Consider the following 26,421-nt stretch of genomic DNA (forward strand, 5'->3'; position numbering starts at 1 on the left):
AGTTCAGATAAATTCCATTGTCGAGACGATCGAAGTGACCGAAGCAGGACTGACCATGCTCAATCGGACTGCGGACAGCGTTGCCCGGGCTACGCCCGAGCCGTTGGCCCGCAAGGTCCGGGGCATCAGCGACAAGGGCCTCGCCTGGCTGTTCATCTCGCCGACGATCCTGTTGCTTTTAGCCATCAACATCTTCCCGCTGTTCTGGGCAATCTATCTGTCCTTCACCAATTTTCGCGCCAATCGTCCCAATGAGGTGGTGAAGAACCTCGGGCTGGCCAACTACAAGCGCATCCTCGCCGACCAGGATATCTGGATCGCCATGCAGACGACGGCGCATTTCGTGTTCTGGACCATCCTGCTGCAGACGCTGATCGGCTTTACGCTGGCCTGGCTGATCGACCGCAAGTTCCGCGGCCACGCGTTCTGGACGACCATCATCTTGGTGCCGATGATGCTATCGCCGGCGGTGGTCGGCAATTTCTGGCGCTTTCTCTACGAGCCGCAGATCGGGCTGTTCGCCTATGCCGTCTCGTTCGTCACCGGCATTCCGGCAACCGAGATCAGCATGCTCTCCAACGTGTCGCTCGCGCCATGGTCGATCATCATCGTCGATACCTGGATGTGGACGCCTTACGTGATGCTGATCTGCCTCGCCGGCCTGCGCTCGATCCCCGAATACATCTATGAGGCGGCCGAGGTCGACCGCGCCTCCAATTGGCGGCAGTTCTGGTCGATCACCCTGCCGATGGCGCTGCCCTTCATCATGCTGGCGGTGCTGTTTCGCGGCATCGAGAACTTCAAGATGTTTGACATGGTCAATCTGCTCACCGGCGGCGGGCCGGGATCGACCACCGAAGTGGCCTCGATCACGCTGAAGCGGCAGGCCTTCGAAAGCTGGCGGACGGGCTATTCCTCGGCCTTCGCTATCATCCTGTTCGTCGCGGTGTTCGGCCTTGCCAACATCTACGTCAAAGCGCTCAACAAGGTGAAGCAGAGATGAGCCTGACGTTAGCCCATTCTGTCGTAGCACCCTCGGCCACGTCGAAGCGCGTCGCCGGCACGATCATCGTGCTTTATGCGCTGATCTCGATCGTGCCCCTGCTGTGGATCTTCGCCACCAGCTTCAAGACGCCACCGGATTCGATCGCCTATCCACCAAAGATCCTGTTCCAGCCTAGCCTCGAAGGCTACTGCAACCTGTTCACGACGCGGACCAGGCAAACGCCGGAATACATCAACTCGCTGGGGCCGGCGACGGGCCTGTGCGACGAGACGGTGCGCAAGCGCAACATGGTGATCGCCGGCCCGTCGAACTTCATGCCGCGCTTCCTCAATTCGCTGATCATCGCCTTCGGCTCAACCTTCTGCGCGGTGTTCCTCGGCACGCTGTCGGCCTATGGTTTTTCGCGCTTCAAGGTGCCGCTTGCCGACGACCTTTTGTTCTTCATCCTGTCGACGCGCATGATGCCGCCGATCGCGGTCGCCATTCCGATCTACCTGATGTACCGGGAGCTTGGCCTGTCGGACACGGCGCTCGGCATGATCCTGCTCTATACGGCGGTCAACGTGTCGCTGGCAGTCTGGCTGCTGAAAGGCTTCATCGACGAGATCCCGCGCGAATATGAAGAGGCGGCGATGATCGACGGCTACACCAGGCTGCAGGCGTTCTGGCGCACCGTGCTGCCGCAGGCGACCACCGGCATTGCCGCGACCGCCATCTTCTGCCTGATCTTTGCCTGGAACGAATATGCCTTCGCCGCGCTGCTGACCTCGGGCACGGCACAGACCGCGCCGCCCTTCATCCCGACGATCATCGGCGAAGGCGGCCAGGACTGGCCGGCGGTCGCGGCCGGCACGACGATCTTCCTGGTGCCGATCCTGGTCTTCACCATCCTGCTTCGCAAGCAATTGCTGCGCGGCATCACCTTCGGCGCGGTGCGCAAATGAGCCTGACCGCAAAACGCAAATCGCGCTGGCCTGTCTGGGCCAGGCGCGGGCTGATGGAAAACGTGGCCACGGCGATCATCGCCATCGGCTTCCTGATGCTGTTCCAGCCCTTCGCGCTGGCGCTCTACACCTATTCCTTCATCACCATGCTGGCCGGCACGGCGATGTTCATCATCGTCTCGAAGTTCCCGGAGTAGACGATGGCCGAGATCAGAGTCGAACATCTGAGGAAGGCATTCGGCGATTTCGTCGCCGTGCAGGATTCCAACTTCGTCGTCGAGGACGGCGAGTTCTTCGTCATGCTGGGTCCATCGGGCTGCGGCAAGACGACGACGCTGCGCATGATCGCCGGGCTTGAACTGCCGACCGGCGGCAAGATCCTGCTCGACGGCGAGGACGTCACCATGCGGCGCGCCCGCGAGCGGGACATCGCCTTCGTGTTCCAGCTGTTTGCGCTCTATCCGCACATGAATGTGAGGAAGAACATCGGTTTTCCGCTGCTGGCGCAAGGTATGCCGCGCGCCGAAATCCGGACCCGGGTGGGAGAGACGGCGAAGCTTTTGCGGATTGACCATCTGCTCAACAAATCCGTCTCCGGCCTTGCCGGCGGCGATCGCCAGCGCGTGGCACTCGGCCGCGCCATCGTGCGGCGGCCAAAATGCTTCCTGATGGACGAGCCGCTCGGCACGCTCGACACCGAATTCCGCGACCTGATGGTCCATGAGCTGCGCGAGCTGCACAACCGCATCCACGCGACCACCGTCTATGTCACGCATGACCAGATGGAAGCGATGTCGATGGCCGACAAGATCGCGGTGATGAACCATGGCGTCATCGAGCAGTTCGGCACGCCGCGTGAGATCTACGACCGGCCGGCAACGATGTTCGTCGCCGACTTCATCGGCTCGCCGCCGATGAATTTCCTCGGCTTCGGCGGCGGGCTTTCAAAGGGCGCCAAGGAGATCGTGGTGCAGGGCGCCAAGGTGGCTGTGCCGGAGGTGCGCGAGGATATCGCTCCGGCCGAGATGGCGCTTGGCATCCGGCCGGAGCACATCCGCTTCGATGATACTTCGAAGCTGCGTGGCGCCATTTATGGCACGGAATATCTCGGCACCACGCAGATCGTGGCGGTGGAGACGGCGGACGGCATCATCAAGGCCAGGGTGCCAGCCGAAATCCGGCTCAATCCGGGCGATCATGTCGGCTTGGCGCTGAGCAGCGCGCGGCTGTCGCTGTTCGAACAAGGATCCGGCCGTGCGGTGCGCACCGAAATCCATGACGCGGCCTCTCAGGGAAGAGCGCATCATGGCTGACGTTCACATCAAAGGCGTGACCAAGGCTTTTGGCGAGCGTATCGCCGTCGACAATCTCGACCTGCATATTGCCGACGGGGAATTCGTCGTGCTGCTCGGGCCGACCGGCGCCGGCAAGACGACGACGCTCAGGCTGATCGCCGGGCTGGAGCGGCCGGAGGCGGGCTCGATCCATATTGCCGGGCACGACACGACGACGCTGTCGCCGGCCGAGCGCGACACCGCTTTCGTCTTCCAGCAATATTCGCTCTATCCGCATCTGTCGGTCTACGACAATCTCGCCTTTCCGCTGCGCTCGCCGGCGCGGAAAATGCCGGAGGACCAGATCCGCCGCCGCGTCGAGGACGTGGCCAAGATGGTGCGTATCCACCACAAGCTCTCCAATCGCTCGACCAAACTCTCCGGCGGCGAGATGCAGCGCGTCGCCATCGGCCGCGCGCTGGTGCGCAAACCTTCGATCTACCTAATGGACGAGCCGCTGTCGTCGCTCGACGCCAAGCTGCGTGCCGATCTCAGGCTCGAGCTGAAGCGCATCCAGGCCGAGCTCGGCGCCACAATGCTTTACGTCACGCACGACCAGATCGAAGCGATGACCATGGCCGACCGCATCGGCATCCTCGCCGACGGCGTGCTGGTGCAGATCGGTTCGCCGCGCACGATCTATTCTGAGCCGGCAAACCTTCATGTCGCTGCCAGGCTCGGCCAGCCGGCAATCAATTTGTTGCCGGTCGGGCTGCTGCCGGATGCGGGCGCGCCGGCGGGAACGGAGACCATCGGAGCGCGCACCGAACATCTCTCGATCGCGAAGGCCGCGAACGGCCATGCCGACGGTGTCGTCGACTGGGTCGAGCATCTCGGCGACCAGAACCATCTGCACGTGACGGTGGGGACCAGGAAGCTGGTGACGCTGACCGACCCCGACACCGATCTGGCGCAGGGCGACAAGATCATGATCCGCTATCGCTCGCCGCTGTATTTCGGCGCCGACGGGCGAAGGCTGACGTGAGCGGTTTTTCCTAGCATGCTTGCAATTCTGACTGACGATTTCGGGCACAGAACTGGACGAATTCGATGAAGCATTTTTTCAATCGCAGGGACACGATCGTCACCGAAGCCCTGGACGGTTTTCTCGGCACGATCGGCGCCGGTGATCTCGCTCGCCTCGACGGCTATCCCGAGATCAAAGTCGTTCTCCGTGCGGACTGGGACAAGAGCAGAGTGAGCATCGTCTCCGGCGGCGGGACCGGGCACGAACCCGCCCATGCCGGCTTTGTCGGCATGGGCATGCTGACGGCGGCGGTATTAGGCGAGATCTTTGCTTCGCCGAGCGTGGAAGCGGTGTTGGCGGCGATCCGCGCCGTGACCGGTCCCGCCGGGTGCCTGCTGATCGTCAAGAACTACACGGGCGATCGCCTCAACTTCGGGCTGGCCGCCGAGAAGGCGCGCGCCGAAGGCTTTCGCGTCGAGATGGTGATTGTCGCCGACGACATCGCCCTCCCGGACATTGCCCAGCCGCGCGGCGTTGCCGGCACCTTGCTCGTGCACAAGATCGCCGGCCATCTGTCGGAAGCAGGCATTGATCTGGCGGCGGTCGCAGCGGCGGCGCGGGCCGCGGCGGCGGATATCGTTTCCCTCGGCATATCGCTGTCATCCTGCTCGATCCCCGGTCAGAGCCATGAAGAAAGATTTGGCGCCGATGACGCCGAACTCGGCCTCGGCATTCATGGCGAACCGGGCGTTGAGCGGATTGCGGTGCAAAGTGCCGAAAGACTGGTCGCGATCATGTCGGAGCGCCTTGCCGCGCGGCTCGATCCCGCCAGCGACTACGCCTTGCTGATCAACAATCTCGGTTCGGTGCCACCGCTGGAAATGTTGCTTGTCGCCAATGCGGTGTTGGCTTCACCGCTGGCACGAAAGGTGACGCTGACGATCGGGCCCGGGCAGCTTATGACGGCGCTCAACATGAACGGTTTTTCCCTGTCGCTGATCCGGCTCGATGCGCCGCGCGAAGCGGCGTTGCGAGCGCCGGTCGGGCCTCACGCCTGGATGCCGGCAAGAGCCGTTCGCCCAGTGAGCATCGTCCCGGTGGCCAAAGCCGCCGGCCCGGGCAACGCGTCGAAAGCCAGCCAGGATGCGCCCAGCGAGCGGCTGATCATCGCGATCTGCGAACGGCTGATCTCGCTTGAAGGCACGTTGAACGGACTGGACGCCAAGGCGGGAGACGGCGACACTGGATCGACGGTGGCGGCCGGTGCGCGCAGCGTGCTTAGCCGCCTTGAGACACTGCCGCTCGCCGACCCTGCCGCAACCCTCGCCACCGTGGGCGACATCCTGAGCGCCAGCATGGGCGGCTCCAGCGGCGTGCTGCTGTCGATCTTCTTCACCGCCGCCGCGCAGGCGTTGGCGTCCGGCGCGACTCTTACCAAGGCGTTGCTCGCCGGCCTCGATCGGATGTCCTTCTATGGCGGAGCGAGGGTCGGCGATCGCACGATGATCGATGCCCTGGAACCCGCTTTGAAGGCGCTGGATAGCGGCAGTCTGGAGGACGCGGCGGTCGCGGCGCGAAGCGGCGCCGAGGCCACCGCTGCCATGCGCAAGGCCAAGGCTGGGCGGTCCGTCTATATCGGCAGTCATCTCGACGGCGTGGTCGACCCCGGCGCCTTTGCCGTCGCCGAGGTCTTCACTGCCCTCGCCGCGTTGCTAGAAACCGCCTGACGGAGCGGAGGATGCTTCAATTGCCGGATACGCAATTTTCTCGTACTGCCGTCAGCGCAGGGGCCAGGAGCATGGGTGACATGGCGGCAGCGGATCTTTCCAGGCTGATCAAGGCGGCGGCAAACACGATCGCCGCCCATGCCGAAGAGCTGACCAGGCTCGACCAGGCGATCGGCGACGGCGACCATGGGCTCAACATGAAACGCGGCTTCGAGGCAGTGCGGGCCGAGGCCGACGCGTTCGCGGCAAAGCCGTTGCCCGAGGCGCTGAAGGCGATCGGCACCAAACTGGTGATGACGGTCGGCGGAGCTTCCGGGCCCTTGTTCGGCACGCTGTTCATGGCGCTCGGCAAGGAGATTTCCGCCGTGCCGAATCGCGCCAATCTGGCCGCAGCCTTCGGCAAGGCAATCGAAGCGGTGGCCGCCAGAGGCAAGTCGCAGGCCGGGCAAAAGACCATGCTCGACGTGCTGCAGCCGGTGCATGAAGCCCTGCTGCGGGGAAAGACAGCAGGGGAAATCGTCGATATTGCTGACAATGCAGCCGAGGCGACCGTGCCGATGAAGGCCTTGCGCGGACGCGCCTCCTTCCTTGGCGACCGTTCGATCGGCCATATGGATGCCGGAGCACGCTCGACCGCACTTCTGGTGCGGGCCGTCGCCGAAGCAATCGAGGGGCGCGCATGAGCAATGTCGGCATCGTCATCGTATCGCATTCGCCGCTGGTCGCCGAAGGCACCGCAGACATGGTGCGGCAGATGGTCGGCGACGAAGTGCCGCTTGCATGGTGCGGCGGAAACGGCCATGGCGGGCTGGGAACCAATGTCGAGGCGATCATAGGCGCCATCGACAAGGCCTGGTCGGAGGCGGGTGTCGCAATCCTCGTCGACCTCGGCGGCGCCGAGACCAATAGCGAGATGGCGGTCGAAATGATCGGCGAACCACGCGCCCAGAAGATCATCGTCTGCAATGCGCCGATCGTCGAAGGCGCGGTGATGGCGGCGACCGAGGCTTCCGGCGGCGCCTCGCTCAGGGAAGTGGTGGCGACGGCGCACGAATTGTCGCCGTCGTGAACGAACGGGAATTTTGACAGCATGTCCGCAGCAGCCGAAGCCAGCGTCCTGATCACCCATGAGGTTGGACTGCATGCGCGCCCCTCGGTGAAATTCACCAAGCTTGCCAAGACGTTTTCGGCCGAGGTCGAAGTGGCGGTCGCCGCCAACGGGCCGTGGTTCGACGCCAAGAGCATCGTCAAGGTGATGGCAGCGAAGGCGCCGAAAGGTACTGTCCTGCATATCAGGGCCAAGGGCGACGGCGCCGGCGAGGCGGTCGGCGCGCTGGTCGAGCTGGTGCGGCGCGATTTCGACGAAGGCAAGGACCATGCCCGAACCGCTTAGGCTGCAGGGCATTTCGGCATCGGCCGGCTATGCCGAGGGGCCGCTGTTCGACCTGGATCAGGCTGCTGTGCGTTATGTCCGCAAGGCGAGTGCCGCGGACGAGAAGGCGGCGCTTGAGACCGCCATCGGCATTGCCGCAGGCCGGCTCGCCGCATTGATCGAAACCAGTGACGGCGAGGCGTCCGAGATCCTCGAATTCCAGCTCGCCATGCTGGAGGACGACGCGCTGACCGGTCCGGCCTTTTCGCACATTGCCGAGAGCACAGCCGCTGATAGGGCCTGGCGGCAAGCACTCGACGCCGAGATAGCCGGCTACGAAACATCCGATGAGGACTATTTCCGGGCTCGCGCCGCCGACATGCGCGATATACGCGACCAGGTGCTGCGCGCGCTGACCGGGGGCGGCGACATTGCCGCCCCGGCGGGTGCAATCTTCTACGGCGAGGATATCGCACCGACGCGCTTCCTCGAAACCGACTGGAGTGCCGGCGGCGGCATAGCGCTTAAAGCCGGAAGTGTCGCAAGCCATGTCGCCATGCTGGCGCGATCGCGCGGCGTACCCATGGTAGTGGGTCTTGGGCCGGCCGGGTTCGGTGCTTCGCCGGCTCACCTTGCCGAAATCGCGCTGCTCGACGCTGAGCATGGCGGCATTGTGTTGGCGCCGTCGAAAGCGGAGATCGATGCATTCCGGCGATCATCGTCGTCGTTCGCGGCGCATCGCGACAAAGCGGCAGCCTATCTGACGCGGCCGGCAGCAACGAAGACCGGCGTAGCGGTCCGGGTGCAGGTCAACATCGCCGATCCATCCGATGTCGACAGCATTGATGTCGCGACTTGCGACGGTGTCGGGCTGATGCGGACCGAATTCCTGTTCGGCAAGACGCTGCCGGACGAGGAGACGCAATATCGCGCCTACCGCAAGGTGCTGGAATGGGCAGGCGACAGACCCGTGACCATCCGCACAGTCGATGCGGGCGGCGACAAGCCTGTGCCGGGCCTCACCGTCGAGGAAACCAATCCCTTCCTCGGCCTGCGAGGGATCAGGCTGTCGCTGGCGCGTCCGGAGGTCTTTCGCGTGCAGATCCGCGCCTTGCTACGCGCCGCCGTGCACGGCAATCTGAAGGTGATGTTCCCGATGATCGCCGTCCCGGAAGAGTATGAGCGCGCCGCGACGCTGTTCGCGGAAGAGCAGGCCGGCCTTTCCGCACGCGGTATCGAGCAAAGGATGCCGCCGCTTGGTATCATGGTCGAGGTGCCTTCGGTGGCTATTGCGCCGGAGGCATTCGCCAGGGCCGCTTTCTTCTCGATCGGATCGAACGATTTGACCCAATATGTGATGGCCGCCGCTCGTGACAATGCGTCGGTCGCGCATCTGAATTCCGTCAGGCACCGTGCCGTTCTCCGGCTGATCGCCTCGGTTGCCGGCTTCGGCCGCGAGCACAAGATCCCGGTCAGCCTGTGTGGCGATGCCGGCGGCGACCCAGCCTCGATCCCGGCGCTGCTCGAAGCCGGCCTGCGTGATCTCTCCGTCGCTCCCGCCCAACTCGCCATGGCCAAGGCGGCCATCGCGGACATGTCGATCTAGGCGCCGGCATGGCAGACAAGGCGTCTCAATCCGGCCCCGAAGAGGCGATCCGCGCCTACAAGACAATCCTGTCGCAGGTGATCGACCAGCGCCCGTCCGGCATGCGCCAGCGCCTCGCCGACGCGCTGGGCAAGCATCGCAGTTTCGTCACGCAGATTTCCAGCCCGGCCTATTCGACGCCGATCCCGTCGAAGCATTTGCCGGCTATCTTCTCTGTCTGCCATTTCAGCCCGGCCGAACGCGATCATTTTCTTGCCGCCTACCATCTGGCGCATCCGGGAAGGATGTCGGTGGCGTCAGGCATGCGCAAGACACGGCATGTCTCGCTAATCGTTCCCGATTTCGGCGACGACAAGCAGAACGCGGCGCTCGACCGGGCGGTCAATGATTTCATCCAGAAGATCACCAGCATTGCCGGCAGGGGCAGCTGACGCTGGGCTATTTCGGGAGGACAGCCATGAAGAAATTTCTGAATTCGGTCGATACGGTGCTGACCGAGAGCCTCGACGGCTTCGTTGCCGCGCATGCCGATATCCTGGCGCTTGGCGACGAACACAAATTCGTCCGCCGCAAGCTGCTCAAGTCGGGCAAGGTGGCGCTGATCTCCGGCGGCGGCTCGGGTCACGAGCCGCTGCATGGCGGGTTCGTCGGACATGGCATGCTGGATGCCGCCTGCCCCGGCCAGGTGTTCACCTCGCCGACGCCGGACCAGATGATGGCGGCGGCTGAAGTCGTCAACACGGGCGCCGGCTGCCTGTTCATCGTCAAGAACTACGAGGGCGACGTGATGAATTTCGACATGGCCGCTGAAATCTCGGAGGGCGTCATGCAAATCGTGACCAATGACGATGTCGCGGTCGAAAACTCGTCCTACACCACCGGCCGGCGCGGCGTCGCCGGCACGCTGGTGGTGGAAAAGATTGTCGGCGCCGCGGCCGAGCAAGGCATGGCACTGGAGCCGTTGAAGGCGCTCGGCGAGCGCGTCAACGGCGCGACGCGCTCGATGGGCGTGGCGCTGACCAGCTGCACCGTGCCGGCGGCGGGCAAGCCGACCTTCGACATCGGCGACGGCGAGATGGAGTTCGGCGTCGGCATCCATGGCGAACCGGGAAGGCGGCGCGACACGTTGAAGAGCGCTGACGCCATCGCCGAGGAGATCTGCACCGCGATCCTCGGCGATCTGGGCGACAGCGCCAGGGGTCAGGCACTGCTCTTCGTCAACGGCTTCGGCGGCACGCCGCTGATGGAGCTCTATCTGATGTACAACAGCGCCCGCAAAATCTTCGAGAAGCACGGCGTGACGGTGGCCCGTTCGCTGGTCGGCTCCTATGTCACTTCACTCGACATGGCCGGCTGTTCGATCACGCTGAGCATGCTCGACGATGAGGCCGCTGCATTGTGGGATGCACCAGTGCATACGGCCGCGCTGCGTTGGGGTATGTAGCGCCATGGCGGGGATATCTCAGAAATAGTCGGTGACAAGATCGACATCGGCAACGCCGCGCATCGTCAGACAGTTGCCCTCCTCACCCAAGGTAAGATAAGGAATCGGCGGGGTTTGGGGAGTTGCGCATGCGTTACAATTGGGATCGGGCGCCGACGGGGTTCGAGCGTCATGGGAAGATGTTTGCAGCCGCCTTGCTGATCGCCGGCGGTGTCGGACTTATGCTCGCTGCGCTGCCGCTTTAGGCGGGCAACTCGGGTACAGGACTGTTCAGCGCGCCGTTTTCAACGCGTCCGCCCGGTCACGGCGATGAAACGGCGGTCACGCCCTTCAAATCCCTGGCTGAAGCGCTGCACGAGCACGACAAGCACGCCTGGTTTGCCGTCAGGGGTGAAGGCGTAGGATTCCGACAGGCTGTAGGACGTCGGGCAATTCCTCGGACCGGGTACGGCCTTGTCCTCGTGCAGCACCTTGATCGGCTTACCGTCCTGATCCTGCAGCGTCAGGCGGAAACCGAGCGCCTTGCCGGTCGTCTCGCCTTGCTGCGCCCCGTCGAAACTCGCTGAACAATCCGCCGTGCTGTCGGCAAGGATCTGGTCGAGCTGGAAGGTCGAGATGCCAAGCTCGTCATGGGTCGGCGAAAGCCATTTCTGCGAGACCTGCTCGAGACGCGCAATGTCGTTGTAGTCGACCATGTCGTCTGGAAAGGTGAACTTGTCGAAGGCAGTCCGCTCGCCGCGCGGCGCTATGGCATATTTGGCCAGCAAGGGCGCCGCCTGCTCGGCGGCCTGTGCCCTCGCCTGCGCAAGCGTCAGCGTCGCATCCTCCATCTCGTCGACGATGAGGATCGGCTTGCCGCCGACGAACTCATCGGTGCGGGTGTCGATGATTTCGATCTCCGACCAGCCCGAATCCGAAGCACCGGCGTCGAGCGTGCCGTATTGCTCGAAGGCGAAATAGTTGCCGTCGGGCGAAAAGCCGATGATGCGCCGTGCCGCCGCATCGCCGGCCTGAGCAGCTGAAGCAATCATCAGGGCCAGCGTCGCAACGACAGCAAATCCAAGCTCGTATCGCAGTTTCATCGCGCCCTGCCCCCAATGTCGAAAATTCGGCCGATATCAGCCCGTAGACCACGAGGACCCCTGCACTTGCCGTCAAACTAGAACGACGGCAAACGAAAAGCACAAATCCATGGTTACAGAAAGCAGCATACGCTATTTCAACGGCAGCAAACATTTCTGGGGAGGAAGCTGGATGGCGTCACGCTACCACGAGGTCTATGACGGCTGGAAACGCGACCCGGAAAAATTCTGGGCCGATGCAGCGAGCGCAATCGACTGGTTCTCGCCCTTTGAGACCGTTTTCGATGCCAATGCCGGCGTCTATGGCCGGTGGTTCAATGGTGCCTCATGCAACACCTGCTTCAATGCCGTCGACCGCCATGTGGCGGGCGGCCGTGCCGACCAGATCGCGTTGATACATGACAGCGCGATTTCCGGGACCATCAGGAAATTCACCTATGCCGAGTTGAAGCGCGAGGTGGTTGCGCTTACCTCGGTGCTCAAGAATCGCGGCATTCAAAAGGGCGATCGCGTCATCATCTACATGCCGATGGTGCCGGAAGCAGCCTTCGCGATGCTCGCCTGCGCTCGCATCGGCGCCGTGCATTCGGTGGTCTTCGGCGGCTTTGCGTCGCATGAGCTCGCCACCCGCATCGACGATGCCAAGCCGAAGCTGATCATCTCCGCGTCCTGCGGCCTGGAGCCAGGGCGCGTCGTTGCCTATAAGCCGCTGCTCGACAAGGCGATCGAGATGTCGCGGCACAAGCCCGAAACCTGCCTCATCCTGCAACGCGACCAGCTGCGCTGCGAGCTCAGGGAAAATCACGATATCGACTATGCCGACGCCGTGGCGCGCGAGCGGGCCGCCGGCGCCAATGTCGACTGTGTTCCGGTGCTTGCCACCGATCCGCTTTACATCATCTACACGTCGGGCACGACCGGCCAGCCGAAGGGCATCGTGCGCGACAATGGCGGCCATATGGTCGCGCTGAAATGGTCGATGGAAAACGAGTTCGGCGTCAAGCCGGGCGAAGTGTTCTGGGCGGCTTCCGATGTCGGCTGGGTGGTCGGCCATTCCTACATCGTCTACGGCCCGCTGCTGCATGGCTGCACGACCATCCTGTTCGAGGGCAAGCCGGTCGGCACGCCCGATGCCGGCACCTATTGGCGGGTGATCGCCGAGCACGCTGTCGTAGCGCTGTTCACCGCGCCAACCGCCTTCCGCGCCATCAAGGGACAAGACCCAAGGGGCGAATTCCTCCCGAAATACGACCTGTCGAGGTTCCGCACTTTGTTCCTTGCCGGCGAGCGCGCCGATCCGGAAACCATCAAATGGGCGGAGCAGAAGCTGAACGTGCCGGTAGTCGATCATTGGTGGCAGACCGAGACCGGCTCGCCGATGACCATCAACCCCGCCGGACTGGGCCTGCTGCCGGTCAAATACGGCTCGCCCGGCGTGCCGATGCCCGGCTACGACATCCGCGTGCTCGACGATGAAGGCCATGAGGTGAAGCGCGGCGCGCTCGGCAATGTCGTGGTCAGATTGCCGTTGCCCCCCGGCTGCCTGCCGACGCTGTGGAACGCCGACGAGCGGTTTCGCCAAGCCTATCTCGAGGAATTCCCCGGCTTCTACAAGACCGCGGATGCCGGCATGATGGACGAGGACGGCTATCTCTATGTCATGGCTCGCACCGACGACATCATCAATGTCGCCGGCCACCGGCTATCGACCGGCGCCATGGAGGAGGTTCTGGCCGCGCATCCCGACGTCGCCGAATGCGCCGTCGTCGGCATTGCCGATGCTATGAAAGGCCAGGTTCCGCTCGGCTTCGTCGTGCTGAATGCCGGCGTCGACCGCGACGCCGGTATGATCGAAAACGAGGTGGTCGCCTTGGTGCGCGAACGGATCGGTCCGGTCGCCGCCTTCAAGACGGTGGTGACGATCAAGCGCCTGCCGAAGACACGCTCCGGCAAGATCCTGCGCGGCACCATGCAGAAGATCGCCGACAAGGAGGAATGGACCATGCCGGCAACGATCGACGATCCGGCCATCCTCGACGAGATCACCGCCGCACTGAAGGGCCGCGGTATCGGCCTGTAAGGACTCAAACCCGACGGCGCAAATCATCCGCGGCCGGACGTTTCCGGTCGCGTCGCGCTGCATCCCGTCGGCATCCGAAGCTCCGGTATGGAACGATCGGTGCCAGACGTGGTATCCACGCGCTGCGTCGCCATGTTGTTTCGAGATCGAGGCGCATTCATAGCCATACGAGACGCCATTCGTGACCCTGTTCCAGCCATCGAGAAAGCCCCGGACCGCGGCGCGCCAGCGGCTCGAGATCGATATCCGGGACACAGTCGTCTATGCGATCGGCGACGTGCATGGCTGCTATAAGGAGCTTCGCTCCCTGGAGCAGAAGATCCGGCTCGATTCTGCGTCTTTCGAAGGGCGCAAGCTGATCATCATGCTCGGCGACTACGTCGATCGTGGGCCTCAGTCGGCGCGTGTGCTCGATCATCTGCTGGCGCCGCCACTCCAAGGCTTCCAGCGCATCTGCCTTGCCGGTAACCACGAAGTCGTGATGCTGAACTACCTCGACGGGATCCTTTCGAGAGAGTCGTGGCTGGCGATAGGCGGCCTGCAAACGCTGTTTTCCTACGGCGTCGACCCGTCGCGCATGGCCGATCTCTACGGTTCAAGCGAGGAGGTCGACAAGCGCATTCGGGAAATCATTCCAGCCGACCACATCAGCTTCATGCGCGCGCTGCCGGTCATGGTCTGTTCGGCGAAATTCGTGTTCGTTCATGCCGGCATCAGGCCCGGCATCGACCTCGCCGCGCAAGACGAGGACGACCTGCTGAATATCCGTTCGGACTTCTTCGAAGCCGCGCATCTTCTCGACCGCTATGTGGTGCACGGGCATACGCCGGTCGAGGTTCCGAAGCTCGAGGGACGCCGGCTTGGCATAGACACCGGCGCCTTCCAAAGCGGCCGGCTGACCGCCGTCAGGATCGCCGACAAACGCGCCAGACTGATATTTTCCTAGAGCGCGATATCGTCGCTCAGGCAGCCGCCTTTGTGCGCGCTGCCGATTTTTCCAGGTAATAGCTCGAATATCTGTCGAAGAATTTTTCGGAGCCGCCGATCGAGCCATACTTGGCCAGTTTCTTCAGTTCAACCTTGTTCAGGACCGCACCAATGATCTTCTTGGCGATATAGGGCTCCGAGCTCAGCACCGACTGCACCATTGCACGCGGCGTGCGTCCCCACTCGGTGACCAGCACGAAGCCGTCGACAAGCGGAGCGAAGGCTTTGGCGTCGACGACGGGCCCGAGCGGCGGCAGATCGACGATGATGTATTCGAAGGTTTCCTTGGCGTTGTCGATGAAGCGCCGCATGCCGGCCGAAGACAGAAGCTCGCTGGTATGCGAAAAATGGCCACGCAGGACGGCCGGGATGATCGCCAGCTTGGTCTGCCGGTCGATCTTGCCGACCGACTGCCAGGTCCGCCCGCTCACCACCGCTTCCATCAGGCCCTGCTCGGCCTCCATGCCAAGGCTGCGGCTGAGGCCGGGGTTGCGCAGGTCGCCGTCGATCAGCAGCGTTTTCGATCCGTTGGCGGCCAGCAGCCCGGCAAGATTGGCCGCCACCGTCGACTTCCCTTCGCCGGGAAGCACCGAGACCACGCCAATGACCCGGCTGCCCTGGCCTTCCATCACCACGTCGAAGGCGATCTTGGCGTTGCGCAGCGTCTCGGAGAACATCGATGCCGGTGCATCGACGGTGACCCGCATGCGCGCACGTTTTTCGGCTGCCGACAATGTTTTGGAGGACTGGGATTTGGACGACTTGGCGGTCTTGGATTCGGCGACCTTGACGTCGGGCTGACCGCCGTCGCGCTGGTCGTCCTTGCCAGCCTTGCCGATGACCGGCAGGTAGCCGAGGAATTTGAGGCCGACGCGATCGCGCACATCCTCGCCGGTCCTGAAGAACCGTTCCCTGAATTCATTCAGGCCCCCAACCCCGGCCCCCATCATTATGCCAAGCGCCAGCGAAAGCCCCAGCACGATGGCCGTCCGCGGTGTCGCGGCCGACTGTGGCATCGTCGCGTCGGAGATGACCCGGATCTTGCCGACCGGGAAGGATTGCTGCTGTGCGGCCTCCTCATAGCGGTTCAGGAATGTCTGATAGAGCGTCGAGAGCGCCGTCGCCTTCTGGTCCAGTTCACGCAGCTTGACCTGCGACTGGTTGTCGATGGAGCTCTTGCCTGCCGCCAAGGCGACATTTGCGCGGAGCGCGGTCTCGCGCGCCAGAGCGACCTCGTATTCGTTGCGGTAGCTTTCGGTCAGTTGCTTCAGCTCGCCGAAAATCTGCGCCGATATGTCGGCCTTCTCTTTGGCAAGCGCGACGGCCTGCGGATGTTGCGGGCCGAAATTGGCTTCGACGTCCTGCTGCCGCTTGGCGACAGTGAGATAGCGGTTTTTCAGCGTCGTGATGACGGAACTGCTCGGCTGGTCGTTCGATATCGCGGCGTCCTTGAACGCGTTGTCCGAGCCGCTTTCGACGATCGACTTGTACTGCTGATAGCGGGCGCCGGCACGTGCGGTATCGGCCTGCGCGACGATCAGCTGAGTGTTGAGATCGGACAATTGCTTGTCGCTGATCAGCTGGCCGTCATTGACGGCCAATCCATGTTCGGCCCTGAACTTTTCGACCGCCAGTGCGGCCGCCTGCGAGCTCTCACGAAGCTCGGTCAGCCGGCCTTGCAGCCAGACCGCCGCCCGCTCGGTCGCATCGAAGCTGGCATCGAGCTGATCGGCGAGATAGGCGTCGGCGTAGGCCTTGGTGATGGCGGTCGCAAGAGCCGGATCCGTCGCCTGAAAGGAGATGCTGATGACAAAGCTTCGGCCGATCCGCTCGGCATCGAGTTGGTTTTGCAGTTTGAAGATTGCGTAGTCGCGGGGCGACGACGATGCGGTGATCGCGTCACGCGTCGCAGCATCAAGCTGACTGACATCGGTTGTGGTCGCGGCGCGCTTGGGGCGGACAGACTGGATGATACCACGCACAAAATTTGCGGCCTTCGACAGGGCCGATGTCGGAGGGTTCATGAAAGCGTCGTTCTGATCGAGCTTCAGCTTGTCGACGACCACCCCCGCCAGCCTGGCCGACTGTAGAATTTCGATCTGGCTCAGAACGGCGGAGTCGGTCTGCATGCTGACCGACGCCGCCGAAATGTCGTCGACGACCTTGTTCAACCCTTCGTCGATCAGCACGCTGCTCGTCGCCACGTAGGTAGGAGGCGTGGTCTGCAAATAGAGCACGCCGAGAAAGAGACCGATGACGGCGCAGGCGGCAACCACTTTCGCCTGCCGTGCGGCCATGCCAAGCAGGCGCTCGATGTCGATGAAGTCTTCGGCGTTTGCCGCACTCGAAGTCGGCAATGGCGTCCTCTTGTCGACAGGAAAATTGGCATAGTTCATCTTCGGTCCAATTCTAGTTTGCAGGCGCTACCGCCTCGAAGATCGGGACAAAGGGTGCAAACCTTGCGCCGGACAGTGCGCGATGCGCGTGGCCCAACGGCCTGTCCTGCCACATCGGCCGCACCCAATGCCTCGAAAAAATGGACATTATGCGGCTTCTTCCCGACGCTCATGCGACCGGACGAATTCCTGCAGCATCTCGAAGATCGGGCCCTTCATGTCCTCCCGCGCCAGCGCGAAAGCGACATTGGCGTGGATGAAGCCCTCCTTCGAACCGCAGTCGAACATGCGGCCGTTGAAAGGCTGGGCGAAGAAGGCCTGCGTCTGTGCGAGGCGCACCATTGCGTCGGTCAGCTGGATCTCGTTGCCGGCGCCGCGTTGCTGGCTGCCCAGCAGCGAGAATATCTCGGGCTGCAGGATGTAGCGGCCGTTGATGTAGAAGTTCGACGGCGCGTTGGCCGGAGCCGGCTTTTCGACCATGGCCGTCACCTCGAAGCCCGTGCCGACATCCGCGCCGCGCCCGACAATGCCGTATTTGCTGGTCTCGGTCGGATCGCAACGCTCGACGGCGATGACGTTTGCGCCAGTCTGTGCATAAAGATCGGCGACTTCGGCGAGACAGCCGCGCGCTCCAAAGGACACCATGTCCGGCAAAAGTAATGCGAAGGGCTCGTCGCCGATGACTTCGCGCGCACACCACACGGCATGGCCGAGGCCTTGCGGCGACTGCTGGCGGATGAAACTCGTTGCGCCGGCGACAGGAAGCAGGCTCTCGAGTGATTCGAGCTGCGCCTTCTTGCCGCTCTGCTCCAGGGTTCCGATCAGTTCAGGGTGTAGGTCGAAATAGTCCTCGATCACCGCCTTGTTACGGCCGGTGACGAAGACGATGTGCTCGATGCCTGCCTCGAACGCCTCATCCACCGCATATTGCACGACAGGCCTGTCGACCACCGGCAGCATTTCCTTCGGCATGGATTTGGTCGCCGGCAGGAACCGCGTTCCAAGCCCCGCCACCGGTATGACTGCCTTCCTGACTTTTTTCATTGCATGTTCCTTCTGAGGAGATCGATTTCAACCTGTCGCAGGCGGCGAAAACTGTCTTCATTCGCCTGCAGCCCTTCACCTCCCCGCCACTACGGCAAACTGTGCCGCTACCCTTCGTAGCCGGACGGCGATCGGCATGCTCATATGCCGAACCGCCGCCGGATCGCTGAGCGCCGTCCATATCGCCTTGAGCGGGGACCGCGCCTTGATGTGCTGGACCAGCGACAGGAATGATGCCGCCCGGCGCAGGCTGCGAGCGCGCCTGGCAAACGCCGCCGCGGCCGCAGCATCCATGGAATGGGTTCTGGCGAAGATGGCGTCGGCCCTGCGCATCGCCTCGACATGATGAAGCTCGAGCACCCGGGAAATGGAACCGGAGCGGATGTGGTAGACATAGCCTGTCGTCGGCTCGACCACGCATTTGCCGCCTTCGGCCAGAGCATTGGCCAGCAGGATATAGTCTTCGCCGATGATCAGGCTTTCATCGTAACGCAGCCCGTTTTCGTTCAGGAATCGGCGCTGGAAGATCGGCTTGAGATAGCCGAGATTGAATCTCGATTCGAAGACTACGTTGCCGGCGATGTAATCCGCCAGCGAGATTTCACCGAGCCCTTCCAGATAGTCGGCCGGGAACATCGTCTCTTCGGCAACGCCGTCCTCGCGAACGACCTGCAGATTATCGACCGCGATCTCGGCGCCTGCTTTCTCAGCGCGTTCAATCATCGTGCAGATTCGCCCAGGATAGACCGCGTCGTCGGAATCGAGGACCGCGACCCACCTGCCGCGGGCAAGCTCAAGGCCGGCATTCCTGGCGCCGCCAGGGCCGCGGTTTTGCGCAAGGGCGACAACGCGTACGAGGTCTTCGGGATAGGATCTCGCCAGATCGAGCGTCCGGTCGCCCGACCTGTCGTCGACGACGATAACCTCGACGCTGACATTGCGCTGGGCGACGGCGCTGGCGATCGCGCGATCGATTGTCGCCTCGGCATTGTAGGCGGCAATGACGAAGCTCACATCAGGCTGCACGCTTGCCCCCTTGCTGCGGCGAAGACAGGCCGTATTGGCGGATTTCACGAACTCCGACGAGGCCGCTGACGACGCCGACATGCATAATGCCGCGAAGCACGCTGCGGTTCCGGCGCACGGGATCGATGGCGACCGGAATTGCCGACAAGAAACTGTAGGCGGCCTTTGCCGCGGCAAGGCCGACCTGCTTGAGCCGGGCAAGGCCGCGTGCGTTGCGCCCCAGGAGATGACCGTGCGTCTGCCCGACGCGGAACCGGCGGCGGCCGAGCCAGTCGAATGCCGCCCTGGCAGGCGGCACCACTTCGTCGACCCAAGCCTCGGGCGAAAAGGCGATGCGGCCGCCGGCCTTGACCATATGGTCGAAGAATTCGGTGTCTTCGCCGCCGGTCTGGCCACGTGCCAGGCTGAAGCGCCGGCCGCGCAGGCTGTCGGCGCCCATCCCGAGCAGGACGTTGCAGGTGTAGCCGGTGCGGATCTCGCCGCTCACCCAGACCGGCAAGGTCGAGTGGAAATCGCCTCTGCGCATCCAGTCGGGCGCATCCGGCCGGTAACGGGCCCGCACCGGCCCGAGCACGACCGCAGCACCAGTTGCTTCCGCCGTCGCCACCAGTTCGGCAAGCCAGCCGGCGGTGGCCGTCTCGTCGTCGTCGATGAAAGCAACCAAATCCGATGCGCTGGCATCGAGGCAAGCGTTGCGGGCGATCGAGATGTTGCGGGCCGGGGCGTGTCGGTAGGTGACTGGCAGTTTCAACTCCCCAGCCAGGGTCGTCACCAGCGGTTCGGCCGTCGGCGTATCGTCGTTGTCGGCAATGATGATACCGACGTCGAATCCCGCAGGCATATCCATGGCCGCTATGGAGCGAAGCGTGTCGGCAAGCTCCGGCCGGCGAAATGTGCAGACGCAGATATCGATGTTTCGATTTTTCTTGACCGGGTCCATCACGCTACCCCGCGCTGCGGTCGCGGTGCGAGCAGTTGCAGCCAGAAACCGACCGACCAGCCGAAATGCATGACCATCGCCGAGATCCCGGCAAGCGCAATGTCGGGTTTTCGCTGGCTGACGGCGGTCCAGAGGCCGTAGAAGAGGCAGACCGACGCCCACAGCAGAAGCGGCACGGCCGCCAGCCAGTGGACGAAGGAGAAGGCGGCGAGAAGAACCACGGGAAACACTAGAAGCGGCACCATCTGCCGGATCTTCGGGATCATGCGGTGCTTGAGAACGTTCTTTGCCCGACCACGGCCATAGCCAAGATATTGGAAATAGAGGCCCTTCAGCGAGGAGCGCGGATAGTAGACCATTTGCGTCTTGCCGGTCAGCCGAATGCGGTAGCCGGCCTGGCGGAGCCGATAGTCGAGTTCGGCATCCTCATTGTGGCTGAACGTCTCGTCATAGCCGCCGACCGCCGTGAAGGCCGATATCCGCATCAGTGCATGATGGCCATGATCGACCCATTCCCCCGCCGAAAGGTGCCGGTGCTTGGAGCCGCCGGTGCCGAGCCTGGAGTTCTGCGCCGCTGCCGCCGCTTTCTGCACCATGCCGCTGCCGCTGGTCAGCATCGAGACGACGACCGAATCCGCGCCGGTGGCCTGCGCTTCTTCGACCAGCCGGTCGCAATAGTCCGTGGGATAGCCGCCATGCGCATCGATGCGAATGAGATAGTCGACGCCATCCCCGAATCTGGCGACGGCGAGATTGATCGCCGCGCTCTGCAAGCGCTTTTCATTGTGAAGCAGGATCACCTGCTGATCTTTTGCGGCGATGTCTGCGACGATCGTCCTGGTGCCGTCCGTGCTGCCGCCATCGGCAACGATGATCGCGGCGCCCAGTCTCTCGGCCGCAGGCCGAAGCTGCTGAAGCAACGCGCCGATATGGGCCGCTTCGTTCAGGCACGGAACGATGATCATACAGGATGGAAGGGTCTCGGTTTGCGTCATCGGCAGTCCTTCTATGCCAATGCTTCGGCAGCATATGGACCGGGTGCCGCGGCCAGGCCGCGGAGCTTTTCGACGAACGCCCGGCAATCGGCGCGATCGTGGTTCCAGGTGCGCGGATTGCGGGCGAGAACGCGCGCCCTCAATGTTTCGAACCGATGCTGCTGCATCGTGCCGACGGCAGCTTCGAGCGCCTCGGGCGTGGCTTCGGCCAAAAGAACGCCGATGCCTTGCCGGTCGAGGAACCGGCCGGTTTCGGTGTTGTCCATCGAAATCGGAACGGCTCCGAAGCGGCAGCCCTCATATAGCCGGTTGGGCAGCAGCCATTCGGAGTTCAGGCCTTGCTCAAAAAAGTCGATGGCCCAGGAAAAGTGAACCTGGCGGTAGATCGCCGCCATATCCTCGGGATTGCGGTAGGGCCCGCCAAACGAGAGCCAGGGTTCGGACTCGACGAAACCGTGGAAATCGGGAAATTCGGACAGGGCCGGCCGGCCCCTGAGGACGATTTCGAAGCGGCCGTCGAGACGGCGCGAAAATGCGGCCAGAAGCTCCAGGGATCGGCGGCAGCGGAGCGCCCCGAACCAGCCGATCCGCCAAGGCGGCGCAACGGGATTCTCCGCCGTCATGCGGTCATCCAGCGAAGCCGCGGCTGGCTCGAAATACTTGTTTTCGAGCAGCTCGACCGGCGCGGCAATCTGCCCGAACGGCTTGAAATAGTTGGCGATGAAAGCCGGCGAGCTGGTCACCAGAAGCTTCACATCTCTGGCCAGGAAGCGTTCCGCACCGCGCATCGCCCAGCCCAGCGGGTCATCGCGAAGCAGCAGGCGATGGATGTCGAGGCACTCGTAGACGATCGGCACCGTAGCCTGGAAAGCCGACGTGGCGCGCCGGGCAAGCGCCAGCATTTCCAGGTTGCGCGCGATAATGAGGTCCGGCCGTTGCATCGAGCCCAGCTTCGAGCCAGTCGAGACTGCTGCCTTCACGACCGCCGCCAGGCGCTGGCCGAACCGGCCATCACGCGTCGGGCCGAGATCGATCGGCCGCAAGCCCTCCACCTCAGCGACCGGGCTCGCGGTTCGACGAAAGCCCGCCAGCGTAACCTGGGCGCCGCCTGCCTTGAGCATTATGATCCGCCGGCGCACTGCCGGGTCGGAGACGTCGTGTACCAAGTACAAGACATGCAGCATGAAAACTCGACCGCTGTTGGCCCGCCCGTGACAATGCTAGTACAGCTCTTGCTGCATCGCAACATTTTTGGTTGCAGCGTAGCAAAGATCCACATTTTTTGTTGCGCTGCAAAATCGATAGGTTAATCTCGCTCTGCTTGGGCCGCATGGACCGCGCGTTGCCTACCAATGGGCTGCGCGTCAATAATCATGACGCGAGGACCATCCTTGGCGTGCAGCATTTTCGGCCAATCCGCCCGCAATCCGCCCCCTTTGGCACCCGTCGATGGAATCACGGGACCTACTCACGAAATGAGGTCATTCCATGAAGATCGCGGTTGAAAACACTGTCTGCCTGAATACCGGGGATGCAGCGATTCTCCTGGCGATCCGCCATGTTTTCAAGACGATCGTGCAAGACGATATCCAGTTCTACGTCTTCGACAGCCAGCCGGAGGTGGCGGCAAGGCTCTACACGAAGAAAGAGTATCCTGATCTCGAATTCCACAAGCTGCTGTCGGAATCGCTGTTCCGCTACAAATACGGCAGCGGGCTGAAGAACCTGTTCAAGCCGATCTACAATCGGCTCGTACTCAATGCCCTGCGCCGGTTCGGCACCGGCGGCGTTCTCCGGAGTTTTTTCAGCTCAAGCAATCGCCGTGGTCTCGAGATCTACAAAGACGCCGACCTCGTGGTCACGACAGGCGGAACCTATCTCGTCGAGACCTACAATCTGGAGCGGCGGCTCAATCAATTCCGGATCGACGCGATTCTGGGCAAGGACCCGGTCTTCTTCACGCAATCGCTTGGCCCGTTCAACAAAAGTTACAATCGCCAGGAGTTGAGCCCGATCTTCGACCGGAGCCCGCTCATCCTGCTGCGCGACGAGCGTTCGAGAGGTCACATTGTGGACATGGTGAAAGACCCCGGCAAATGCCACGTCGTGGCCGACGCCGTCTTTGCCCTGGCCGATACCGACAGGATCGGAAATTTTCTGGCCTCCGGCCAGTCGGCGGCGGTCACCGGCCGCGTCGCCATTTCCGTCCGTCACTGGAACTATGTCAGCGACGGCGAGGGCGGTATGCGCCGCTATATCGACTCAATCCGCGAGATCGCGACTATCCTCGTCAGGGACCACGCCAAGGAGGTCACCTTCGTCTCCACCTGCCAGGGAGTGCCGGAATACGCCCACGACGATTCCAAGACGGCGCGAGCGATCGTTGCCGAGCTCGATCCGGAGATCGCCAAGCACGTCAGCGTGGACGCTTCGTTCCACACGCCGGAGCAACTGATGGCGCTGGTGAAAGGCTTCGACTTCGTCGTCGCAACGCGCATGCACATGATGATCATGTCGCTCTGCGTCGGCACGCCGGTGTTGCCGATCGCCTATGAATTCAAGACCAAGGAACTCGCCAAGCGGATCGGCGTCGCCGACCTGCTGCTCGATATCGACACGGTGACGCCTGAGGAAGCGAGCGAGAAGCTCGGCAGACTTACCGCGAATCTCGACCTCTATCGCAGGACGAGCCTTCAGGCAGTGCTTGAGGAGCATGCGTCGGCGATGTCGGCAGGTGAGCTTTTGAGACCGGTGCTCGCTCGCCTAGCGGGCGTTGCGCATGGCGCTGGAAAGCGTGGTGAACAGGGCGCTGCGCGACTGGCGAAGGGCAAGCATGAGGATCAGGCCGATCGAATAGTTGAGGGCAACCGCCAAGACCACCGCGAGCAGGTCTGACTGGCCGGTCAGCGATGCCGGCAGCCACCGGTACACGGACCAGGCAAGCAGCGACGACACGATGAAAAGCCCCTGCATGATCAGGAAGTCGGCTGCGGTCACCGGGCCGACCCGGTGGACCAGGACGGCAAGCACCGGGACGCGCAGCACGTAGCCGCTGATTGCATAGGCCGCCGCAACGCCGACGGCGCCCCAGTGCAATCCGATGATGAAGGCGGCGACCGTCGTCAGCGACGAGTAGATGCCCCAGTGGAACATGGTCTTCGTCTTGCCCTGGCAGATGAAGATCCATCCGGTGGTGCTTGAGACGGACTGGATCAGGCTGGCGATGCCCAGCCAGGCGAAAATCGGCGCCACCGCTGTCCAGCGCTCGCCGAAGAGAAGCCCCACCACCTGGTCCGACGTCAGTGTCAGCGCCGCGATGCCGGGCATGGTGACGGCCGCCAGCATCCAGTTGGTTCGCACATAGATGGCGCGAAACCGCGCCTTGTCCTCATGGATGCGGCTCAGCAGCGGCACCATCACGCGTGTCAGCGGCTGGTTGATGTTCTGCAGCGGGAACAGCAGGAGCTTGTAAGCGCGGTCATAATAACCGAGCTCGATCGGGCCCGAATATTTTCCGATCAGGATGTTGTCGAGATTGCGCGAGAAGAAGTTGGCCAGGTTGAAGCCGGTCAGATTGGCGCCGAAGGACAATATGTCGGTATCGACCTTCAGGTCCGGCCGCGACGGCGTCCAGCGCGCCACCTGCCATGCCGCCGCCAGCGCGACAACGGCAGAAACCGCCGGGCCGATGACCAGCGACCAATAGCCCAGCCCCGCATAGGCTGCGACTGCGGTAGTCGCAAGTCCGGCTGCGGCGGTAATCACGTCGTTCAGCGCGAGCTGGCCAAAGCGCAAATGACGGTTCATCAACGCCAGCGGCACCGCGGCGAGGCTACCAAGAAGCAGCGGCAAGGCAGAGCCGATGGTAATCCCGACCATACGTTGATCGCCATAGAAGGCAGCGATGGCGGGCGCCAGGCATGCCACCACCACGGCACTGCCCAGCCCAACCAACGCACTGATCCAGAATACCTGGTTGAGCTGCTCTGCGCTGATATCCTTGCGCTGGACCACAGCCTGCTGGAGGCCAAGGTTCTGAAGCAGCCCGACAAAGGCCACGATCGGCCCGACGGAAGCCACCAGACCGAAATCCTCGGGGACGAGCAGACGGGCAAGCAGGATCACCGAGAGAAACTGGATCGCCATCTTGAAGCCTTGCGCGCCGATCGTCACCACGCCGCCGCGCAGGGCGACGCGACCGAACTGGGGGGGCGGGTTGGCGTTCATGCAGGGTGCCTGGCTTCGGCCAGCTGCGCGACGATCTGCGCAAAACGTTCGTTAAGCGCGTCCGCGTTGAAATCCTGCTCGATCTTGCGCCGCGCCGCACGTGCGATGCGCTCGCATTTCTCCGGGTTCTCGGCCACCCAGACAAGCTTGCGGGCCAACGCCGCAACGTCTCGCTCCGGTGCGAGGAAGCCTGTCTCCTGATCCTCGATCAGCTCGGGGATGCCCGAGTGATAGGTGCTGACCACGATCAGCCCGGCGGCCATAGCTTCCATCAGCGCCACCGGAATACCCTCGAGATCGCCGTCCTGCGCAGCAACGCTGGGCAGCAGGAATACATGGGCATCGCGCAGGCGCTGCTTGACCTCGGCGTGCGGGCGCGGCCCGAGGAAAGTCACCCGGTCGGCAATGCCGAGATTTAAGGCGAGCTTCTTCAACTCCTCCAGCAATTCGCCGCCGCCAATCACCGTATAGACCCAGTCGCGCCGCGGCAGGTTGGCGAGCGCGCGAAGGGCGAATTCGATGCCCTTCTTTTCGGTCAGCCGACAGACGGAGATGAAGGACAGCCCGTCCCGGTCCCAGGAGCGCCAGTGGTAGTCGATCTCACCCGGCCGCACGCCCATATGGTGGACCCTAACCTGCGCGGGCGGCGCGCCGACCCCGATCAGGGCGTCGCGGAAAAACGCATTCACCGGCAGCTGGAGAACGCCCTTTTCGAAGACGACCTTGTAGCGCGTGAGCGTGTTGTCATGCAGCGGTTCGCCGACATCGCGGCCGTGGAATATGGTCACCAGCGGAGCTGAAATCCTGCCTCGTTTCATGGCGCGGGCGACGCGCATGCCATTATTGCCGAAATGCGCGATGATCACGTCGGCGTTCTGCAATTTGCGCGCGAAGGCGATGTCGATGGCGGTCGAGAGTTTATCCCAGAACCTGCCGGACCATCTCCTGAGCGTCGGGCGAAAGCGCCCTAGTCCGCCCCACCAGCAGACGACCTTCCCAGGCAGCGCCTGCCAGCGGTGATCGTCGATGTTGCGATCCTTGCCGAAGGACGTCTCGTTGCAGACGACGCCCACTTGCATCCCGCGCTCGAGGCACCCGGCTATCTGGTCGAGGACGAAGGTCTCCGACAATGACGGAAACTTATCAACTACGAAGCAAATCTTCATCGAGGGGACGATCTTTCGTGGCCGGTCAGAGATCTGCTCGCGCGGATAGAGATTGAAGCCCGTCGCCGTCGTGCGAGG

General features: G+C 63.0%; 23 protein-coding genes and 1 pseudogene. 15 read left to right on the forward strand and 9 right to left on the reverse strand.

Features of this window, described 5'->3' with window-relative positions; genetic code table 11:
* Nucleotides 1-55: 55 nt before the first annotated feature.
* From NKI85_RS05050 to dhaK, 12 genes are all read left to right on the forward strand, one after another.
* Nucleotides 56-1,003, forward strand: coding sequence for a carbohydrate ABC transporter permease (locus NKI85_RS05050; protein WP_031211681.1), 948 nt, complete (start codon nucleotides 56-58; stop codon nucleotides 1,001-1,003).
* Nucleotides 1,000-1,950 (forward strand): carbohydrate ABC transporter permease, encoded by a 951-nt coding sequence (locus tag NKI85_RS05055; protein WP_352776287.1) that lies wholly within the window; start codon nucleotides 1,000-1,002, stop codon nucleotides 1,948-1,950. Before NKI85_RS05050 ends, NKI85_RS05055 begins: the two co-directional genes overlap by 4 nt.
* Nucleotides 1,947-2,147, forward strand: coding sequence for a hypothetical protein (locus NKI85_RS05060; RefSeq protein WP_352522594.1), 201 nt, complete (start codon nucleotides 1,947-1,949; stop codon nucleotides 2,145-2,147). Before NKI85_RS05055 ends, NKI85_RS05060 begins: the two co-directional genes overlap by 4 nt.
* A 3-nt stretch (nucleotides 2,148-2,150) precedes the next feature.
* Nucleotides 2,151-3,263, forward strand: coding sequence for an ABC transporter ATP-binding protein (locus NKI85_RS05065; RefSeq protein WP_352522593.1), 1,113 nt, complete (start codon nucleotides 2,151-2,153; stop codon nucleotides 3,261-3,263).
* Nucleotides 3,256-4,269, forward strand: coding sequence for an ABC transporter ATP-binding protein (locus NKI85_RS05070; RefSeq protein ID WP_352522592.1), 1,014 nt, complete (start codon nucleotides 3,256-3,258; stop codon nucleotides 4,267-4,269). The genes NKI85_RS05065 and NKI85_RS05070 overlap by 8 nt, the downstream gene beginning before the upstream one ends.
* Before the next feature lie 65 nt (nucleotides 4,270-4,334).
* Nucleotides 4,335-5,978: a dihydroxyacetone kinase subunit DhaK gene (locus NKI85_RS05075; RefSeq protein WP_352522591.1), complete on the forward strand. Its 1,644-nt coding sequence runs from the start codon at nucleotides 4,335-4,337 to the stop codon at nucleotides 5,976-5,978.
* 80 nt (nucleotides 5,979-6,058) lie between these two features.
* On the forward strand, nucleotides 6,059-6,661 hold the full coding sequence (gene dhaL, locus NKI85_RS05080) for a dihydroxyacetone kinase subunit DhaL (protein ID WP_352522590.1): 603 nt from the start codon (nucleotides 6,059-6,061) through the stop codon (nucleotides 6,659-6,661).
* Complete coding sequence (dhaM, locus tag NKI85_RS05085) at nucleotides 6,658-7,047, forward strand: dihydroxyacetone kinase phosphoryl donor subunit DhaM (protein ID WP_352522589.1); 390 nt, start codon at nucleotides 6,658-6,660, stop codon at nucleotides 7,045-7,047. Before dhaL ends, dhaM begins: the two co-directional genes overlap by 4 nt.
* Before the next feature lie 21 nt (nucleotides 7,048-7,068).
* Nucleotides 7,069-7,371, forward strand: a complete 303-nt coding sequence (locus NKI85_RS05090; protein ID WP_352522588.1) for an HPr family phosphocarrier protein — start codon at nucleotides 7,069-7,071, stop codon at nucleotides 7,369-7,371.
* A complete protein-coding gene (gene ptsP, locus NKI85_RS05095) occupies nucleotides 7,355-8,956 on the forward strand; it encodes a phosphoenolpyruvate--protein phosphotransferase (RefSeq protein WP_352522587.1) in 1,602 nt (533 codons plus the stop codon). Before NKI85_RS05090 ends, ptsP begins: the two co-directional genes overlap by 17 nt.
* 8 nt (nucleotides 8,957-8,964) lie before the next feature.
* Nucleotides 8,965-9,387 carry a hypothetical protein gene (locus NKI85_RS05100; RefSeq protein WP_352522586.1) on the forward strand — a complete coding sequence of 141 codons (423 nt, stop codon included), beginning with the start codon at nucleotides 8,965-8,967 and terminating at the stop codon, nucleotides 9,385-9,387.
* A 26-nt stretch (nucleotides 9,388-9,413) separates the two neighbouring features.
* Nucleotides 9,414-10,400: a dihydroxyacetone kinase subunit DhaK gene (gene dhaK, locus NKI85_RS05105; RefSeq protein WP_352522585.1), complete on the forward strand. Its 987-nt coding sequence runs from the start codon at nucleotides 9,414-9,416 to the stop codon at nucleotides 10,398-10,400.
* 284 nt (nucleotides 10,401-10,684) lie between these two features.
* Here the strand turns inward: dhaK and NKI85_RS05110 are convergent, their stop codons facing one another.
* Nucleotides 10,685-11,482, reverse strand: a complete 798-nt coding sequence (locus tag NKI85_RS05110; protein WP_352522584.1) for a DUF2259 domain-containing protein — start codon at nucleotides 11,480-11,482, stop codon at nucleotides 10,685-10,687.
* A gap of 172 nt (nucleotides 11,483-11,654) precedes the next feature.
* Here NKI85_RS05110 and NKI85_RS05115 point away from each other — a divergent pair, with 172 nt between their 5' ends.
* Together NKI85_RS05115 and NKI85_RS05120 are read left to right on the forward strand one after the other, a co-directional pair.
* The gene (locus NKI85_RS05115; RefSeq protein WP_352522583.1) at nucleotides 11,655-13,562 is read left to right on the forward strand and encodes a propionyl-CoA synthetase; all 1,908 of its coding nucleotides are present in this window, start codon (nucleotides 11,655-11,657) and stop codon (nucleotides 13,560-13,562) included.
* A 181-nt stretch (nucleotides 13,563-13,743) separates the two neighbouring features.
* Nucleotides 13,744-14,508, forward strand: a complete 765-nt coding sequence (locus NKI85_RS05120) for a metallophosphoesterase family protein (protein ID WP_352522582.1) — start codon at nucleotides 13,744-13,746, stop codon at nucleotides 14,506-14,508.
* A gap of 16 nt (nucleotides 14,509-14,524) precedes the next feature.
* On the opposite strand, the gene NKI85_RS05125 is transcribed toward NKI85_RS05120, so the two are convergent.
* From NKI85_RS05125 to NKI85_RS05150, 6 genes are all read right to left on the reverse strand, one after another.
* Entirely contained in the window at nucleotides 14,525-16,945 is a 2,421-nt protein-coding gene (locus NKI85_RS05125; RefSeq protein ID WP_352522581.1) for a polysaccharide biosynthesis tyrosine autokinase, read from the reverse strand.
* A 147-nt stretch (nucleotides 16,946-17,092) separates the two neighbouring features.
* Entirely contained in the window at nucleotides 17,093-17,989 is an 897-nt protein-coding gene (locus NKI85_RS05130; RefSeq protein ID WP_352522580.1) for a UTP--glucose-1-phosphate uridylyltransferase, read from the reverse strand.
* Nucleotides 17,990-18,064: 75 nt separating this feature from the next.
* Nucleotides 18,065-19,015 (reverse strand): glycosyltransferase family 2 protein, encoded by a 951-nt coding sequence (locus tag NKI85_RS05135; protein WP_352522579.1) that lies wholly within the window; start codon nucleotides 19,013-19,015, stop codon nucleotides 18,065-18,067.
* Nucleotides 19,005-19,955 (reverse strand): glycosyltransferase family 2 protein, encoded by a 951-nt coding sequence (locus tag NKI85_RS05140; RefSeq protein ID WP_352522578.1) that lies wholly within the window; start codon nucleotides 19,953-19,955, stop codon nucleotides 19,005-19,007. Before NKI85_RS05140 ends, NKI85_RS05135 begins: the two co-directional genes overlap by 11 nt.
* Complete coding sequence (locus NKI85_RS05145; RefSeq protein ID WP_352776294.1) at nucleotides 19,955-20,950, reverse strand: glycosyltransferase family 2 protein; 996 nt, start codon at nucleotides 20,948-20,950, stop codon at nucleotides 19,955-19,957. The genes NKI85_RS05140 and NKI85_RS05145 overlap by 1 nt, the downstream gene beginning before the upstream one ends.
* An 11-nt stretch (nucleotides 20,951-20,961) precedes the next feature.
* Nucleotides 20,962-22,134 (reverse strand): glycosyltransferase family protein, encoded by a 1,173-nt coding sequence (locus NKI85_RS05150; protein ID WP_352522576.1) that lies wholly within the window; start codon nucleotides 22,132-22,134, stop codon nucleotides 20,962-20,964.
* 304 nt (nucleotides 22,135-22,438) lie between these two features.
* On the opposite strand from NKI85_RS05150, the pseudogene NKI85_RS05155 reads away from it, so the two are divergent.
* Nucleotides 22,439-23,491, forward strand: a pseudogene (locus tag NKI85_RS05155) (polysaccharide pyruvyl transferase family protein); the annotation flags it as partial.
* Between the two features lie 222 nt (nucleotides 23,492-23,713).
* On the opposite strand, the gene NKI85_RS05160 reads toward NKI85_RS05155, so the two are convergent.
* Both NKI85_RS05160 and NKI85_RS05165 read right to left on the reverse strand, forming a co-directional pair.
* Nucleotides 23,714-25,177, reverse strand: coding sequence for a lipopolysaccharide biosynthesis protein (locus NKI85_RS05160; protein WP_352776296.1), 1,464 nt, complete (start codon nucleotides 25,175-25,177; stop codon nucleotides 23,714-23,716).
* Nucleotides 25,174-26,343 (reverse strand): glycosyltransferase, encoded by a 1,170-nt coding sequence (locus NKI85_RS05165; protein WP_352522770.1) that lies wholly within the window; start codon nucleotides 26,341-26,343, stop codon nucleotides 25,174-25,176. Before NKI85_RS05165 ends, NKI85_RS05160 begins: the two co-directional genes overlap by 4 nt.
* Between the last annotated feature and the right edge of the window lie 78 nt (nucleotides 26,344-26,421).

Source organism: Mesorhizobium sp. M0571, from assembly GCF_040320985.1.
In the GTDB taxonomy this organism is placed as follows: Bacteria; Pseudomonadota; Alphaproteobacteria; order Rhizobiales; family Rhizobiaceae; genus Mesorhizobium.